The sequence below is a fragment of the Streptomyces sp. Xyl84 genome (assembly GCF_059731885.1).
Genome location: NZ_AP029182.1, coordinates 2471290 through 2486903 on the forward strand (window position 1 = coordinate 2471290; position 15614 = coordinate 2486903).

The following is a 15614-nucleotide window of genomic DNA, read 5'->3' on the forward strand; positions in this document are numbered from 1 at the left end:
GAGGCGCGTCAGCGCCGGGCCACGCCCTCCGCGCGCGCCGCCGCCGCGACGGCCGCCGTCACGGCCGGGGCGACCCGCTCGTCGAACGGCGAGGGGATCACGTAGTCCGCGGCGAGGTCGTCGCCGACGACCCCGGCCAGCGCCTCGGCCGCCGCGATCTTCATGCCCTCGGTGATCCGGGACGCCCGCACCTGGAGCGCGCCCGCGAAGATGCCGGGGAACGCCAGGACGTTGTTGATCTGGTTGGGGAAGTCCGACCGCCCGGTGGCCACGACCGCCGCGTACTTGTGCGCGACGTCCGGGTGCACCTCCGGGTTCGGGTTGGCCATGGCGAAGACGAAGGCGCCCTTCGCCATCGAGGCCACCGCGGTCTCGGGCACCGTACCGCCGGAGACGCCGATGAAGACGTCGGCGCCGGCCAGCGCGTCCTCCAGGGAGCCGCTGAGGCCCGCCTTGTTGGTGAACTCGGCCAGTTCCCGCTTGACGGGGGTCAGGTCCTCCCGGCCGGCGGAGACGACGCCCTTGCGGTCGGCGACCGCGACGTCGCCGATGCCGGCCTCGACCAGCATCTTGGCGATGGCGACACCGGCCGCGCCCGCGCCCGAGATGACGGCCCGCAGTTCGCCGATGCCCCGGCCGCTCAGCCGTGCCGCGTTGCGCAGCGCGGCGAGCGTGACGACCGCCGTGCCGTGCTGGTCGTCGTGGAAGACCGGGATGTCCAGGCGCTCCTGAAGCTTGCGTTCGATCTCGAAGCACCGGGGCGCCGAGATGTCCTCCAGGTTCACGCCGCCGAAGGACGGCGCGAGGCGCACCACGGTCTCGACGATCTCGTCGGCGTCGGTGCAGTCGAGCGCGATCGGCACGGCGTCCACGCCGCCGAACTGCTTGAAGAGGATCGCCTTGCCCTCCATCACCGGGAGGGAGGCTTCGGGCCCGATGTCGCCGAGGCCCAGCACGGCCGTTCCGTCGGTCACGACGGCGACCACGGACGATTTCCACGTGTAGTCGTGGACCAGTTCCGGCTGCTCGGCGATGGCGGTGCACACCCGCGCGACGCCGGGCGTGTACGCCAGGGACAGGTCGTCCTTGTCACGGACGGGAACGGTGGCCTGCACGGCCATCTTCCCGCCACGGTGCAGCGCGAAAGCCGGATCGAAGGAATCGAGCGGCTCTGCCCCGCCGTCCTGGTCCGTACTGCTGTCGCTGCGAGGATTGACGATCTCCGCTGCCACTTGGTTTTACCCCTTAATTGTTCATGGATTGAGGGTGGCCACTCCTGGTGAGGGGTGGGCGGGACCGCGCACGGCCCGGTGAGTGATGCGTTCGTGCCGTACGCGACGGGCGCGCCGCACACGCGCCCTGAGCCCCGGATGAGGGGTGTAAAGAACCTTCTTACCGGACGGACGCCATGGACGACGAGTCCATAACGCCAAGGTCACATGACGACGACACGACACGTGGCCCAATATGGGGACAAGTACTCGTCTAAGCCTTGACAAGTGCTCGAATTCGCCCATAAGCCGTCACCCGGCCGCCCGCATCCCGAGACGGGCCGAAGATTTTCCGGCCGGAAGGAGGCATTCCCGCGGATGATCCGGTCACGGGCGGCCGGTCACGCGGGTTCGGGGGTCACCCGTTATCCGATTTTGACATGGGGATTGCCCTGAACGGCGCAGCCCGAATGGCAAGATGCGTCAATCACACGAGGTCGCGACACCCGAAGGTGTGTGTTCTCGTCGACCCATCGGCATCTCCACCCATCCGCCGGAGGAACCACCATGACCGCACGCTCCACCCGTCGTACGACCGCCGCGCACTCCCGTCTGGCAGCGGCCGGTGCGATCGCGGTCGCAGGCGCCCTGCTCCTCACCGGCTGCGGTGACCAGACCAAGGACAAGGACACCTCCTCGGGCAGCTCGTCCTCCGCCGGCTCCGCCCCGCTCGCCGGCAAGCTCCCGGCGGAGATCCGCGACAAGGGTGTCATCAAGGTCGGCTCCGACATCGCCTACGCGCCGGTCGAGTTCAAGGACAAGTCGGGCAAGGTCGCCGGACTCGACCCCGATGTCGCCGCCGCCCTGGGCAAGCAGCTCGGCGTGACGTTCCAGTTCGAGAACGGCACCTTCGACGCCCTGCTCACCGGCATCCGCTCCAGCCGCTACGACATCGCGATGTCGGCGATGACGGACAACAAGAGCCGGCAGCAGGGTGTCGACCCGACCACCGGCAAGAAGGTCGGCGAGGGCGTCGACTTCGTCGACTACCTCCAGGCCGGCGTCTCCATCTACACGCGCAAGGGCGACACCGGCGGCATCAGCTCCTGGTCCGACCTGTGCGGCAAGAAGATCGCCCTGGAGCGCGGCACCGTCTCGCAGGACCTGGCCAAGGCCGAGGCCAAGAAGTGTCCGGCCGGCAAGAAGCTCACCATCGAGGCGTTCGACGACGACCAGCAGGCCCAGACCCGCCTGCGCTCGGGCGGCGTGGACGCGGCCTCCTCCGACTTCCCGGTCGCCGCGTACGCGGTGAAGACCTCCGGCGGCGGCAACGACTTCCAGATCGTCGGCCAGCAGGTCGAGGCGGCCCCGTACGGCATCGCCGTCGGCAAGAGCAACACCCAGCTGCGCGACGCGCTGCAGGCCGCGGTGAACGCGATCATCAAGAACGGCGAGTACCAGAAGATCCTGGAGAAGTGGGGCGCCCAGGACGGCGCCGTCAAGGAGTCCACCGTCAACGGCGGCAAGTGACCGCGCCCGAGCGGCCGCTGAGAGGCGACATCCGTGACTGCTGACATCGACAGGACGACGGGGCCCGAGGGCGCCCCCGCCACCGGACCCCAGGCGATCAAGGCCATACCGGTCCGGCACTACGGGCGCTACGTCACCGCGCTCGTCGCGATCGCGATCCTGGTGGCGATCGTCTACGCGTTCGGCCAGGGCAAGATCAACTGGCACGCCGTTCCCGACTACTTCTTCGACGACCGGATCACCACCGGCGTCGGCAAGACCCTCCTGCTGACGGTCCTGTCGATGCTGATCGGCATCGTCGGCGGCATCGTCCTCGCGGTGATGCGCCTGTCGAAGAACCCGGTGACCTCGGCCATCGCGTGGTTCTACATCTGGTTCTTCCGCGGCACCCCGGTCCTCGTCCAGCTGTTCCTCTGGTTCAACCTGGGCCTGGTCTTCGAGTACGTCAACCTGATGCCGTTCTACAAGGACTACTGGTCGAACTTCATGACGCCGCTGCTGACGGCGCTGCTCGGCCTGGGCCTGAACGAGGCGGCGTACATGGCGGAGATCTGCCGCGCCGGCCTGCTCGCCGTCGACGAGGGCCAGACCGAGGCCGCCCACGCGCTGGGCATGAGCCACGGCAAGACCCTGCGCCGCGTCATCATCCCGCAGGCGATGCGGGTGATCGTGCCGCCGACCGGCAACGAGGTCATCAACATGCTGAAGACGACCTCCCTGGTGGCGGCCGTCCAGTATCCGGAGCTGTTCCGCTACGCCCAGGACATCGGGCAGGTCTCCGGTGCCCCGGTGGAGATGTACTTCCTCGCCGCCGCCTGGTACCTGATCATGACCTCCGTGCTGAGCGTGGGCCAGTTCTACATCGAGCGGTACTACGCCCGCGGCTCCAGCCGCGCCCTCCCGGCGACGCCGTGGCAGAAGGTCAGGGCACACCTGACGTCCTTCTCCAGCAGGAAGGTCACGGCATGACCGACAAGCTCACCAAGCAGGACTCCCCCGCGCACGGCACGGGCGTGGCGATGGTGAAGGCCGAGGGCGTGCACAAGTCCTTCGGCCAGGTCGAGGTCCTCAAGGGCATCGACCTGGAGGTCAGGCCGGGCGAGGTGTTCTGCCTCATCGGCCCCTCCGGCTCCGGCAAGTCGACGTTCCTGCGCTGCATCAACCACCTGGAGAAGATCAACGCGGGCCGGCTGTACGTCGACGGCGAGCTGGTCGGCTACCGCCAGCACGGCGACAAGCTCTACGAGCTGCGCGACCGCGAGGTCGCGATGAAGCGCCGGGACATCGGCATGGTCTTCCAGCGCTTCAACCTGTTCCCGCACATGACGGCCGTTGAGAACGTCATGGAGGCACCGGTCCAGGTCAAGGGCGTGAACAAGGGCGGGGCCCGGGAACGCGCGATGCAGCTGCTGGAGCGGGTGGGCCTGGCGGACCGGGCCGGGCACTACCCCTCCCAGCTCTCCGGCGGCCAGCAGCAGCGCGTGGCCATCGCCCGTGCGCTGGCCATGGACCCGAAGCTGATGCTGTTCGACGAGCCGACCTCGGCGCTCGACCCGGAGCTGGTCGGTGACGTGCTCGACGTCATGCGCGACCTCGCCGAGTCGGGCATGACGATGGTCGTCGTCACCCACGAGATGGGCTTCGCCCGCGAGGTGGGCGACAGCCTGGTCTTCATGGACGAGGGTGTGGTGGTCGAGTCCGGCCACCCGCGTGAGGTGCTGACCAACCCGCGGCACGAGCGCACCCAGTCGTTCCTGTCGAAGGTCCTCTGAGGCGCTCCGGCCGGCGCCGCGCCGCGCGCGCGAAGGGGCGGTACGGAGACTCCGTACCGCCCCTTCCGGCCTCGTACCGCACCTTCGTGCGACCGCTGGCTCGCGCGTCCTCACTTCAGCGCGAGCAGCAGCGTGTCCGAGGGCGAGCACCACACCGGCCGGGCCTCCGCGAAGCCCTTCTCCCGCAGCACCCGCGCGTGCCAGGCGGCGGAGGGCATGTCGCCGTCGGCGTGCTCCCCGTAGATCTCGAAGCGGCGGGCGGTCGGGGCGGCCAGGACCGGGTCCTCGGCGGCCACCTGCCACCACTCGGCCCAGTCCAGGGCCCCCGCGCGCTTGGCCGCGTCCATGCGCGCGTGCCGCTGGGCGCGTTCGGCCGCGTTGATCCGCGGGGTGGTCTCGTCGATCATGTGGTCCGCGTTCATGAAGACACCACCGTCGCGGACGAGTCGCGCGACCTGACCGTAGAGGGCGGCGAGGGGTTCGCTGTGCAGCCAGTGCAGGGCGGTGGCGGTCAGGACGGCGTCGTAGGAGTCGTACGGCAGCTTCGCCGTCCAGTCGGGCTCCTTCAGGTCGGCGCTGACGAAGGAGACCCGTCCGTCGCCCTCGAAGGTGCCTTCGGCGATGGCGAGCAGTGCCGGGTCGAGGTCGACGCCGGTGCTGGTGGCGCCGGGGAAGCGGGCGAGGAGGCGGGCGGTGACGGTGCCGGTGCCGCAGGCGAGGTCCAGGACCCGCGGCGCGTCCCCGACCAGGGCCTCCACCATGTCGAGCATGATGCGGAAGCGGTCCTCCCGGTCGGGCATGTACCACTCCTGCTGCCGGTCCCAGCTCTCCTGCCAGGCCCGCCAGTCCGTCCCCGCGGCCGTGACGTCCCCGCCCGCGCCCGCCGTCGTGACGTCCGTGCCCGTGTCCGTCATCGCAGTCCTCCCTCACTCGACACTCGCGTAATACCCTGGAACCACGACCGGCTGTTACAAGGCCGTGCCCGTCACCATAGAGCGCCCGCGTAAGGACTACAAGTGGAACTGGCCTATTACTCGGATTACGCCGTACGTCTCGTCAACAGTGAGGAACCGGCCCGGGGCAAGGACGTGCTGACCACGGTGGAGGCGGTCCGGGACCTGTTCGGCGCGAACGCCTCGGCGGCCCGCCGGGCCACGGAGGCCGACGTCACCCGCTTCCGCTCGGTGCGGGCCCGGCTGCGCGCCGTCTTCGAGGCCGCCGACCAGGGCGACGAGACCCTCGCGGTCGCCCTGCTGAACTCCCTGCTGCTGGAGTTCCCGGTGAGCCCCCAGATCTCCGGGCACGACCACCGCGACGACGACGGCCGCCCGCTGTGGCACATGCACCTGGCCGACCACCCGTCCAACGCCACGGCGGGCTACGCGGCGATCGCCGCCATGGGCCTGGCCTTCCACCTGACCGAGTACGGCGTGGACCGCCTGGGCCTGTGCGAGGCGGCCCCCTGCCGCAACGCCTACCTGGACACCTCGACCAACCGCTCGCGCCGCTACTGCTCCGACCGCTGCGCCACCCGCGCCAACGTGGCCGCCTACCGCGCCCGCAAACGCCTGGAGGCCGACCGGTCGGTGAGCACGGGCCTGACGGCCGACAGCGCCCAGCGCACCCGCGCGAACGGCGAACGCTGAACGGCCCGGCGCGGCCGGAGGCGCAGCCACACCTTCGCCAGCACCAGTTCCTCGGGCACGGTGCCGTAGTCGGTGCTGTCCCCGCCGGCGTACGCGTTGTCGCCGAGCACCCACCAGCCGCCCTCGCGCCGCTCCACCGCCCGCTTGACGACGAGCAGGTCCTGCTGGAACGGATGGCGCAGCACGATCACGTCACCCGGACGGACGCGGGCGCCGTACTGCACCACCAGCCGGTCCCCGTGGTGCAGCGTGGGCACCATGGACGGCCCGGTCACCTCGGCCAGCCCAAGAGGCAGTACGGCACCCCTGCGCTCACCCTCCTGCAACAGCTCCGGCATCCCCGGCACCTCCCCGGTCCGTTCCTCCACCAGTCTCAGTCTGACCCTGGACTTTTGTCCTAAGCCCCAGGGGGCACCCGCGAAAACGGGCCTTGCACGGAGTAATGTCCCACCTGAGAAGACGATCACGAGGAAGGAATGCTCCATGCTTTCCCGCCTGTTTGCCCCCAAGGTCAAGGTCAGCGCGCACTGCGACCTGCCCTGCGGCGTGTACGACCCGGCCCAGGCCCGCATCGAGGCGGAGTCGGTGAAGGCCGTCCAGGAGAAGATGGCCGGCAACGACGACCCGCACTTCCAGGCTCGCGCCACGGTCATCAAGGAGCAGCGCGCCGAGCTGGCCAAGCACCACGTCTCCGTGCTGTGGAGCGACTACTTCAAGGCCCCGCACTTCGAGAAGTACCCCGAGCTGCACCAGCTGGTCAACGACACCCTCAAGGCCCTCTCGGCCGCCAAGGCCTCCACCGACCCGGCCACGGGTCAGAAGGCCCTGGACTACATCGCCCAGATCGACAAGATCTTCTGGGAGACCAAGAAGGCCTGAACCTCGAGGCTCGGTCCGGTGACCGGCGGTCGGTGCACCACCGCGGGCCGCTCCGGACGGTGAAGGGCCCGGCCGTGCGGCCGGGCCCTTCGCCGTGGGCGGGTCCTCCCGGCGGCCGGCGTGCGATGCTGGCCGGGTGATGTCGCGAGAGGATCTGGTCCGGTTGCGGGGGGCCCGGGACCGGATGGACCGGGAGTACGCCGAGCCCCTGGACGTGGCGGCGCTCGCGCGGACCGCGCTGATGTCGCCGGGGCACTTCCAGCGCAGTTTCCGTGAGGCGTACGGGGAGACCCCCTACACCTACCTCATGACCCGGCGCATCGAGCGGGCCAAGTCCCTGCTCAGGCGGGGTGACATGAGTGTGACGGAGGTGTGCCTGGCGGTCGGCTGCACCTCGCTGGGCTCGTTCAGTTCACGCTTCACCGAACTGGTCGGCGAGACCCCGAGCGCCTACCGCGCCCGCTCGCACGAGGAGAGCGCGGTGATCCCGGCCTGCGTGACCCGCGCCTTCACCCGCCCGAGGCGCACGGGGCCCCCGCCCGGGCCGTAGTGCCGGTCCGGCGGATCAGGCCGCGGGCCTCGGTCCTGTGGCCGCCGGGCGGCGCGAGCCGGTGAACCTTTCCGGTCACAGCACTAGCGTGGTGCGTATGGATCTCACACTCCGGCAGTGCTTCATCGCCGTGGACGACCACGACAAGGCGCTCACCTTCTACTGCGACGTGCTGGGACTGGAAGTCCGCAACGACGTCGGGTTCGAGGGGATGCGGTGGGTGACCGTGGGGTCGCCGGCCCAGCCCGACGTGGAAATCGTCCTGGAGCCGCCCGCGGCCCATCCGGACATCTCCCCGGCCGACAAGGAGATCATGGCCCGGCTGCTGGCCAAGGGCGTGCTGCGGGGCGTCAACTTCACCACGGGCGACTGCGACGCCCTCTTCGCGCGGGTCCGGGAGTACGGCGCCGACGTCGTCCAGGAGCCCATGGACCAGCCCTACGGCGTACGGGACTGCGCGTTCCGGGACCCGGCCGGGAACATGCTGCGGTTCATGCAGCGCGCGCGGGAATGAACGGGCTGCCGGGTGCCGCGGACGGGGCTCTCCCGCCCGCGCGTCCGCGCCCTACGATCACGCCATGAGCATCCGCTGGACGTACGCCTTCCTCGACCGGCCCGCCGGGCTCTTCGGCCCTGCCCTGGACTTCTGGTCGGCCGTCACGGACACCCGGCCGTCCGAACCGCGGGGCGGGAACGACGAGTTCGCCACCCTGGTCCCGGCGGACCCCGGCGTCGACGCCTGCGGCAAGGTGCAGGCCGTCACGGACGGCCGGGGCGGCGCGCACCTCGACCTCGCCGTCGACGACGTCCCGGGCCTGGTCGCTGCAGCCGTACGGCTCGGGGCCTCGGTCTTCGCCGAGCACGAGGGGTGGGCCGTCCTGCGCTCACCGGCAGGGCAGTTGTTCTGCGCGGTGCCCTGGCACGGGGAGGCGGTGCGCCCGCCCGTCGTCCGCGGCAGCCGCCTGGACCAGGTGTGCCTGGACGTGCCGCCGTCCGCCTTCGCCGGCGAAGTCGCCTTCTGGAGCGGCCTCCTGGAGGACTGGGAGTCGCGGCCCGGCTCCCGCCCCGAGTTCCACGTGCTCGAACCGCCGTCCCGGCTGCCGGTCCGGATGCTGCTGCAACGGCTGGACGAGGAACGGCCCGCCACCGCTCATGTGGACCTGGCCTGCGCGGACATCGGTGCCACCCGCGCCTGGCACGAGCGCCTGGGCGCGACCCACGTGGCCGATCACCCGCACTGGACGGTGCTGCGGGACCCGGCCGGCGGGGTGTACTGCCTGACCGGCCGGGACCCCGGCACGGGCGGCCTGCCGTAGGGCCCCCGAACGGCGTGCTTTCTCCCACCAGGCCGGTGCAGGGGGCCGGCGCAGAGCGTGCGTGGGCCCGGTGCCGGTGCGGTGAGGGGCGGGTCCCGCACACCGTGGGGCAGTGCGGGACCCGCCGAGCCGGAGCCCCGGGTCCGCACGGGGTCAGGAACCGTGCGGACCCGGGGCCGCCGGAGTCTCGGGCGCGCCTCAGCTGCTGCGCCGGGTCACGAACTCGGCCAGCGCCAGCAGCCCCCCGGCGGCGGCGGGGTCCGGAACGGCGCGGGAGAGCTCGTGGACGGCCTGGGCCATCCGGTCGGCCGCCTGGGACTGCGCCCAGTCCCGGCCACCGGCCCGCTCCACCGCCAGCGCGGCACGCTCCTCCTCTCCTTCCTGATGGGGCCGGGCGTACAGCTCGGCGAGTTCCTCGGCCGCCGGGGTGCCGGAGGTGAGTGCGGCGACCACGGGCAGGGACTTCTTTCGGGCGGCGAGGTCGGCTCCGGCGGGCTTGCCGGTGCGGCGCGGGTCGCCCCATATGCCGATCACGTCGTCGATGAGCTGGAACGCCAGCCCCGCCTGCCGGCCGAACGCGTCCAGCGCCTCCACCTCCTCCTCGCCGGCCCCCGCGTACAGCGCCCCGGCGGCGCAGGCGCAGCCGATCAGCGCCCCTGTCTTGGCCTCGGCCATGGCGAGCACCTCGGCGAGGGTGACCTGGTCGGGCGGGCGCCGCTCCAGGGCCGTGTCCGCGTGTTGGCCCGCGCACAGCTCGACGACGCAGGACGCGAGCCGGGAGGCGACCGCACGCGACGCCGGATGCGGGTCCTCGGCGAGCATCCGCAGGGCCAGCGCCTGCAGGGCGTCCCCGGCGAGGATGGCGTCGGCGTCGCCGAACACCGCCCACGCCGTGGGCCGGTGCCGGCGGGTGGCGTCCCGGTCCATCACGTCGTCGTGCAGCAGCGTGAAGTTGTGGACCAGTTCCACCGCCGCCGCGGCCCGGGCGGCCCCGGCTCTCGCCCCCGGTCCGCCGAGCGCGGCGGCCGCGGTGAGCACCAGGGCCGGACGGATCGCCTTGCCGGCGTTTCCCGCGGTCGGTGTGCCGTCCGCGTCCTCCCAGCCGAAGTGGTAGCTCGCGACCCGGCGCATCGAGGCGGGCAGCGAGGCGACCGCGGAGCGCAGCTCGGGGTCGAACGACACCCGCGCCCGTTCCAGGATCTCCGCCGCGTCCTGCCCGTCCCACGCACCCTCCTGCCCCCGGCAGCCGCCCCCCGGGCCGCCGGCAGCGGTATCGGACCCGTCGAGGCGGCCGGGCCCGGTGGGCCGGGGCAGCGGCTCCACGGGCGCCGCCCCCTCCTGCCGCGCCGCCGGCGCGGCGCCCCGCGCACCGGGCGGACGGGGCGTCGTCCCTGTCATGAACTCGGCCATCCGCTCCCCCTCGGAGACTGCGAGAACCGTGGCGTCCGCCCGCAGGGCACCGGGCGCGCGCCGCCGGGGTGTACTACCCGGCCCGTGGGGCGGGGACACCGGTGTCCGGCGAAGGGCCTCAGCGCCAACGCCCGACCTCGATGTTCTCCAGCACACCCAGGGCGTCCGGCACCAGGACCGCCGCCGAGAAGTAGGCCGTCACCAGGTACTTGATGATGGCCTGTTCGTTGATTCCCATGAAGCGCACGGACAGGCTCGGTTCGATCTCGTCCGGGATGCCCTTGGCGCGCAGCCCGATGACGCCCTGGTCCTCCTCTCCAGTGCGCAGCGCGATGATCGAGCTGGTCCGCGCCTCGGTGACCGGGATCTTGTTGCACGGGAAGATCGGCACCCCGCGCCAGGTGGGGATCCGGTTGCCGCCCATGTCGATCGTCTCGGGGACCAGTCCCCGCTTGTTCAGCTCGCGGCCGAACGCGGCGATGGCACGCGGGTGGGCGAGGAACAGTTTGGTGCTGCGGCGCCGGCTGAGCAGTTCGTCCATGTCGTCGGGGCTCGGCACCCCGTCGTGCGGCTGGATCCGCTGGTCGTACTCGCAGTTGTGGAGCAGTCCGAAGTCACGGTTGTTGATCAGCTCGTGCTCCTGGCGCTCCTTCAACGCCTCGACGGTGAGCCTGAGTTGCTGCTCCGTCTGGTTCATCGGCTGGTTGTAGAGGTCGGCCACCCGCGAGTGGATCCGCAGGACGGTCTGGGCGATGCTCAGCTCGTACTCGCGGGGCCGGGCCTCGTAATCGACGAAGGTGTGCGGAATGTCCGGCTCGCCGCTGTGCCCCGCGGCGAGCTCGACCGCCTTCTCGCCGTACTTGTTGGTGCGCTGCCCGGGGATCGAGCGCAGTCGCCCCAGGTGGGCGGTGAGCGAGTCGGCGCGCTCGGCGACCTGCTCGAAGTCGTGCCGGGACAGGACGAGCACGGTGCAGGCGGTGGCGGCGCGGACCGTGTGGTCCCACATGGCGTCCGGGTCGAGCAGCGCCTGTTCGCCGAAGTAGGCCCCGTCGGCGAGGACGCCGAGGACCTGGTCGTCACCGTAGGGGCCGGTGCCGACCTTCTCGGCCCTGCCGTGCGCGAGGAGGTAGACCTCCTCGGCCTGGTTGCCGAAGGAGGCGATCACCTGTCCGGCGGCGATCTCTCGCTGCCTGCAGCGCTGGGCCAGTTCGGAGAGCACGTCGTCGTCCTCGTACCCGCGCAGCACCGGCAGCTCGCCGAGTTCGGCGGGGATCACCTCGACGCGGTCGCCGGTCTTCACGAAGGTGATCCGGCCGTCGCCGACCGCGTAGGTGAGCCGCCGGTTGACCCGGTACGTGCCGCCCTGCACGTCGACCCACGGCAGCATGCGCAGCAGCCAGCGTGAGCTGATCTCCTGCATCTGGGGTACGGACTTGGTGGTGGTGGCCAGGTTCCGCGCGGCCGCGGTGCCGAGGCTCTGCTGCGGCCGGTCCTGCTCCGTGCGGACCTCTTCGCCTACCGACATAGAGAATTGCCCTCCCGCTCTCATGCCCGGCACGATCGGCGCCGCGCATCGATTTGCGAGCCCCAGCCTTCCATCACGTAACGTGTCCGTGCTATTACACGAAAGAGCGGGAATGGATCACCGTCGGTCCGGGCACGCGTAGCGATCCTGTTCGACTCGTACTCGATCTCGGTGGGACCGGCCCCCGGCGACCACGCCCCCGCCGTCGTCCGCAGCGGTGACCGCGGCACAGGCTCAGCGGCCTCGGCGCGGGCGCAGCGGTGCCGGGGACAATGGGCGGATGACCAGCTCCGCCGTCCCCGTCCCCCGCCCTGCCGCGCCGGCGCCGAGGCTCCCCTCACCCGTGCAGGAGCTGAGCGACGACCGGTTCGGCCGGCGCGGGCTGCGCCTGCTGCTCAAGCGGGACGACCTGATCCATCCGGAGCTGACCGGCAACAAGTGGCGCAAGCTCGCCCCGAACCTCCGGGCCGCCGCCGGACGGACCGTCGTCACCTTCGGCGGCGCCTACTCCAACCACCTGCGGGCCACCGCGGCGGCGGGCCGCCTCCTCGGGCTGCCCACGGTGGGTGTGGTCCGCGGCCAGGAGCTGGCCGACCGTCCCCTCAACCCCTCCCTGGCCCGGTGTGCGGCCGACGGGATGCGTCTTCACTTCGTCGACCGGCAGACGTACCGGCGCAAGGCCGAACCGGCGACCCTGGCGGCCGTCCTGCGCGCGGTCGGGGCCGCGGACGCCTTCGTGGTGCCCGAGGGCGGCAGCAACTCCCTCGCCGTGCACGGCTGCACGGCGCTCGGCGCGGAGCTGAGCGACCGGGCCGACGTCGTCGCCGTCGCCTGCGGGACCGGCGGCACGCTGGCGGGCCTGGCCGCCGGGCTGCCGGAGGGCAGGCGGGCCCTCGGCATACCGGTGCTCAGGGGCGGTTTCCTGGAGGCCGCGGTGCGAGCCCTGCAGGAGGAGGCCTTCGGCGCCCGGCGCGGCACGTGGTCCCTCGACGACCGCTTCCACTTCGGCGGCTACGCCCGCACCACCCCCCGGCTCGACGCCTTCGCCGAGGACTTCGGCGCGCGCCACGGCCTGCCGGTCGAGCGCCTGTACGTCGCCAAGATGCTGTACGGGCTGCTCACGCTGGCCGAGGAGGGTGCCTTCGCGCGCGGGACGACGATCGCCGCCGTCGTGACGGGGCGGCCGTTCCCGTCGTAGCCAGGTCTTCCGAGCAGCGGCTCGACGAGCCGCGCTCCCCGGGCGGCCCCGGCCGCGGGCCGGGCGGCGGCGCGGGATCCGGGCCCGTGCGGCTAGTAGTGCTTCGTTACGTTGAGTGATCTCGGCTGATCGCGGGCAGCTTCCCGGAATGAGGTTGGGGGAAGTGGAACGGCTCCGGGGCGAGTTATCGGAGTTCGTTGCCGATATGTTCGGGTCGTTTCCGCGGCGGGATCAGCGGCGGTGGGGCGAGTGTTATCTGCGGGGCCTGATGCTCGACGGCCGGCGCAAGTCGATCCAGCCGATGGCCGAGCGTCTGCCGGACGGGAACATGCAGGCCCTGCAGCAGTTCGTGAACCAGTCGCCATGGGATCCGCTGCCGGTCAGGCAGCGGATCGCCGAGCGGCTGTCCGGAGTTGTCAGGCCCGAGGTGTGGGTGATCGACGATGTGTCGTTCCCCAAGTGCGGCAAGGCGTCGGTCGGGGTGGCCCGCCAGTACTGCGGAGCGGTCGGCAAACGGGCGAACTGCCAGGTCGCGGTCAGTGTCCATGCCGCCACCGACACGGCCTCGTGCCCGTTGGAGTGGCAGTTGTATCTGCCGCGTGAGTGGACGGACGAACCGGAGCGATGCCGCAGGGCAGGTGTCCCCGACGACGTGGTGCACCAGGAGAAGTGGCGTCTCGCGCTCGGCCTGCTGGACACACTCGCCCAGTGGCAGTTGAAGGCACCGGTCGTGGTCGCCGACGCCGGCTACGGCGTCAGCACCCCCTTCCGACTCGGCCTCGAGGAGCGAGGGCTGTCCTATGTCCTGGTCCTGACCGGGAAGGAAGTCGCCCACCCGGAGGATGTTGAGCCGTACCAGCCTGCTTACGGCGGACTCGGACCGCCCACCCTTCCCCGCTACCGCACCCCACCGCGAACCGTCTGCGCCCTCTAGGCGGCTTCCCGGTAGGCGGCCGCCTCCTCCAGGTCCAGCCTGCGCAGCAGCGTGCGCAGCATCTCGTCGTCGATGTAGCGGCCGTCCCGCAGGCGCACGAAGACCGCGCGCTCGGCGCCGATCATGTCCCGGGAGAGCCTGCGGTAGGTGTCGTCGACCGACTCGCCGGTGACCGGGTTGGTCTGGCCGAGGCGTTCCCACACGGCGTTGCGGCGGCGTTCCAGAACCGAGCGCAGCCGGTCGGCCAGCGGTGGCGGCAGGGCGTTGCGCTCGTCGGTGAGCAGTTCCTCCAGGCGCTGTTCGGCGACCCGGGAGGCCTGCGCCTGGGCGTTCGCCTCGGCGAGCGTGGCGGCCTGCGTGTCGTGGCCGGGGAACTTCAGCAGGCGGATCAGCGGCGGCAGGGTCAGGCCCTGCACGACCAGCGTCCCGATGACCGTGGTGAAGGTCAGGAAGAGGATCAGGTTCCGCTGCGGGAAGGGCCCTCCGCCGTGCACCGTGAGCGGGATCGAGAAGGCGATGGCCAGGGACACCACACCCCGCATCCCCGCCCACGCGGTGACCATGGCACCTCTCCACGTGGGGTTCTCCTCCCGCTCCCGCACCCGCCGCAGCAGCCGCGGCAGGAACGTCGCCGGGTACACCCAAACGAACCGGGTGGCCACGACCACCAGGAAGACGGCGATCGCGTACCAGGCCGCCGCCGCTCCGGCGTACTCCTCCAGACCCCGCAGGACGACCGGCAGTTGGAGGCCGATGAGGGCGAACACCGCCGACTCCAGGACGAACGCGACCATCTTCCACACGGCCTCCTCCTGGAGGCGGGTGGCGAAATCGACCTCCCACGCGCGGTGACCCAGGTAGAGGGCGACGGTGACGACCGCGAGGACCCCGGAGGCGTGCACCTGCTCGGCGACGCCGTAGGCGACGAACGGGATCAGCAGGGAGAGCGTGTTCTGCAGCAGCGCCTCCTTCAGGTGGGTGCGCAGCCAGTGCAGCGGCGCCATCAGCACGAGTCCGACGCCGACACCGCCGACCGCGGCGACGAGGAACTCCTCCACTCCCCCGGACCAGGTCGCGCCCTCGCCGACGGCCGCGGCGAGGGCCACCTTGTAGGCGGTGATCGCGGTGGCGTCGTTGAGCAGGGACTCCCCCTGGAGGATCGTGGTGATGCGCGAGGGGAGCCCGACGCGGCGGGCCACCGCCGTGGCCGCGACCGCGTCCGGCGGGGCCACCACGGCGCCCAGCACCAGGGCCGCCGTCAGCGGCAGCCCCGGGACGATCAGGTACGCGGCCCAGCCCACCACGAAGGTCGCGAACAGCGCGTACCCGACCGAGAGCAGCGCCACGGGCCGCAGTTGTGCGCGCAGGTCCAGGTAGGAGCTGTCCGCGGCGGACGTGTACAGCAGCGGGGGCAGCAGCAGCGGCAGGACCACCTCGGGGTCGAGGGTGTAGTCCGGCACCCCGGGAACGTAGGAGACGGCCAGCCCGGCGGCGACCAGCAGCAGCGGTGCCGGTACCGGGGTGCGCCGGGCGGCCCCCGCCACCACGGCGCTGCCCGCCACCAGCAACAGCAGCGGCATCACGTCCATCGTCCTCGCCCACCCATCGTCTCGTCCCGCCCGGATCGCCCCGCGCGGTCATCC

15 protein-coding genes and 1 pseudogene are annotated in these 15614 nt (G+C 71.6%); 10 read left to right on the forward strand and 6 right to left on the reverse strand.

The features are described from left to right. Positions 1-8 precede the first annotated feature (8 nt). On the reverse strand, positions 9-1232 hold the full coding sequence (locus tag AC6I72_RS10470) for an NAD(P)-dependent malic enzyme (protein ID WP_366724895.1): 1224 nt from the start codon (positions 1230-1232) through the stop codon (positions 9-11). Positions 1233-1778: 546 nt separating this feature from the next. Here AC6I72_RS10470 and AC6I72_RS10475 point away from each other — a divergent pair. From AC6I72_RS10475 to AC6I72_RS10485, 3 genes are read left to right on the forward strand one after another with little or no spacing between them, the layout of a single operon-like run. Further along, positions 1779-2741: an ABC transporter substrate-binding protein gene (locus tag AC6I72_RS10475; RefSeq protein WP_498000542.1), complete on the forward strand. Its 963-nt coding sequence runs from the start codon at positions 1779-1781 to the stop codon at positions 2739-2741. A gap of 33 nt (positions 2742-2774) precedes the next feature. Next, positions 2775-3710: an amino acid ABC transporter permease gene (locus AC6I72_RS10480; RefSeq protein ID WP_498000543.1), complete on the forward strand. Its 936-nt coding sequence runs from the start codon at positions 2775-2777 to the stop codon at positions 3708-3710. Positions 3711-3760: 50 nt separating this feature from the next. Next, a complete protein-coding gene (locus AC6I72_RS10485) occupies positions 3761-4513 on the forward strand; it encodes an amino acid ABC transporter ATP-binding protein (RefSeq protein WP_037852220.1) in 753 nt (250 codons plus the stop codon). Between the two features lie 110 nt (positions 4514-4623). Here AC6I72_RS10485 and AC6I72_RS10490 read toward each other — a convergent pair whose 3' ends face one another. After that, positions 4624-5427, reverse strand: coding sequence for a class I SAM-dependent methyltransferase (locus AC6I72_RS10490; RefSeq protein WP_498000544.1), 804 nt, complete (start codon positions 5425-5427; stop codon positions 4624-4626). A 102-nt stretch (positions 5428-5529) separates the two neighbouring features. Between AC6I72_RS10490 and AC6I72_RS10495 the strand changes: the two genes are divergently transcribed. After that, positions 5530-6159 (forward strand): CGNR zinc finger domain-containing protein, encoded by a 630-nt coding sequence (locus tag AC6I72_RS10495; RefSeq protein ID WP_498000545.1) that lies wholly within the window; start codon positions 5530-5532, stop codon positions 6157-6159. Here the strand turns inward: AC6I72_RS10495 and sodX are convergent. Further along, complete coding sequence (sodX, locus tag AC6I72_RS10500) at positions 6063-6497, reverse strand: nickel-type superoxide dismutase maturation protease (RefSeq protein WP_498004641.1); 435 nt, start codon at positions 6495-6497, stop codon at positions 6063-6065. The genes AC6I72_RS10495 and sodX overlap by 97 nt on opposite strands. Positions 6498-6642: 145 nt before the next feature. Between sodX and sodN the strand changes: the two genes are divergently transcribed. From sodN to AC6I72_RS10520, 4 genes are all read left to right on the forward strand, one after another. Beyond that, a complete protein-coding gene (sodN, locus tag AC6I72_RS10505) occupies positions 6643-7038 on the forward strand; it encodes a superoxide dismutase, Ni (protein WP_014674929.1) in 396 nt (131 codons plus the stop codon). 139 nt (positions 7039-7177) lie between these two features. After that, positions 7178-7588: a helix-turn-helix transcriptional regulator gene (locus AC6I72_RS10510; protein WP_498000546.1), complete on the forward strand. Its 411-nt coding sequence runs from the start codon at positions 7178-7180 to the stop codon at positions 7586-7588. Between the two features lie 97 nt (positions 7589-7685). After that, entirely contained in the window at positions 7686-8102 is a 417-nt protein-coding gene (locus AC6I72_RS10515; protein ID WP_498000547.1) for a VOC family protein, read from the forward strand. A 64-nt stretch (positions 8103-8166) separates the two neighbouring features. Continuing rightward, complete coding sequence (locus AC6I72_RS10520; protein ID WP_498000548.1) at positions 8167-8904, forward strand: VOC family protein; 738 nt, start codon at positions 8167-8169, stop codon at positions 8902-8904. 198 nt (positions 8905-9102) lie between these two features. Here the strand turns inward: AC6I72_RS10520 and AC6I72_RS10525 are convergent, their stop codons facing one another. Together AC6I72_RS10525 and AC6I72_RS10530 are read right to left on the reverse strand one after the other, a co-directional pair. Continuing rightward, positions 9103-10314, reverse strand: coding sequence for a family 2 encapsulin nanocompartment cargo protein polyprenyl transferase (locus AC6I72_RS10525; protein WP_498000549.1), 1212 nt, complete (start codon positions 10312-10314; stop codon positions 9103-9105). 118 nt (positions 10315-10432) lie between these two features. Next, entirely contained in the window at positions 10433-11839 is a 1407-nt protein-coding gene (locus tag AC6I72_RS10530) for a family 2B encapsulin nanocompartment shell protein (protein WP_498000550.1), read from the reverse strand. A 280-nt stretch (positions 11840-12119) separates the two neighbouring features. Between AC6I72_RS10530 and AC6I72_RS10535 the strand changes: the two genes are divergently transcribed. Beyond that, a complete protein-coding gene (locus AC6I72_RS10535) occupies positions 12120-13037 on the forward strand; it encodes a 1-aminocyclopropane-1-carboxylate deaminase/D-cysteine desulfhydrase (protein WP_498000551.1) in 918 nt (305 codons plus the stop codon). A 148-nt stretch (positions 13038-13185) separates the two neighbouring features. Further along, a pseudogene (locus AC6I72_RS10540) lies at positions 13186-13968 on the forward strand (IS701 family transposase); the annotation flags it as partial. On the opposite strand, the gene AC6I72_RS10545 reads toward AC6I72_RS10540, so the two are convergent. Further along, positions 13968-15560 carry a Na+/H+ antiporter gene (locus AC6I72_RS10545; RefSeq protein WP_366724906.1) on the reverse strand — a complete coding sequence of 531 codons (1593 nt, stop codon included), beginning with the start codon at positions 15558-15560 and terminating at the stop codon, positions 13968-13970. The pseudogene AC6I72_RS10540 and the gene AC6I72_RS10545 overlap by 1 nt on opposite strands. Positions 15561-15614: the final 54 nt, after the last annotated feature.

Coding starts and splice junctions, on each gene's coding strand:
- AC6I72_RS10475 (WP_498000542.1), top strand. CDS start 1,779: ATGACCGCACGCTCCACCCGTCGTACGACCGCCGCGCACTCCCGTCTG.
- AC6I72_RS10485 (WP_037852220.1), top strand. CDS start 3,761: ATGGTGAAGGCCGAGGGCGTGCACAAGTCCTTCGGCCAGGTCGAGGTC.
- AC6I72_RS10490 (WP_498000544.1), bottom strand. CDS start 5,427: ATGACGGACACGGGCACGGACGTCACGACGGCGGGCGCGGGCGGGGAC.
- sodX (WP_498004641.1), bottom strand. CDS start 6,497: ATGCCGGAGCTGTTGCAGGAGGGTGAGCGCAGGGGTGCCGTACTGCCT.
- sodN (WP_014674929.1), top strand. CDS start 6,643: ATGCTTTCCCGCCTGTTTGCCCCCAAGGTCAAGGTCAGCGCGCACTGC.
- AC6I72_RS10510 (WP_498000546.1), top strand. CDS start 7,178: ATGTCGCGAGAGGATCTGGTCCGGTTGCGGGGGGCCCGGGACCGGATG.
- AC6I72_RS10515 (WP_498000547.1), top strand. CDS start 7,686: ATGGATCTCACACTCCGGCAGTGCTTCATCGCCGTGGACGACCACGAC.
- AC6I72_RS10520 (WP_498000548.1), top strand. CDS start 8,167: ATGAGCATCCGCTGGACGTACGCCTTCCTCGACCGGCCCGCCGGGCTC.
- AC6I72_RS10525 (WP_498000549.1), bottom strand. CDS start 10,314: ATGGCCGAGTTCATGACAGGGACGACGCCCCGTCCGCCCGGTGCGCGG.
- AC6I72_RS10530 (WP_498000550.1), bottom strand. CDS start 11,839: ATGTCGGTAGGCGAAGAGGTCCGCACGGAGCAGGACCGGCCGCAGCAG.
- AC6I72_RS10535 (WP_498000551.1), top strand. CDS start 12,120: ATGACCAGCTCCGCCGTCCCCGTCCCCCGCCCTGCCGCGCCGGCGCCG.
- AC6I72_RS10545 (WP_366724906.1), bottom strand. CDS start 15,560: ATGGACGTGATGCCGCTGCTGTTGCTGGTGGCGGGCAGCGCCGTGGTG.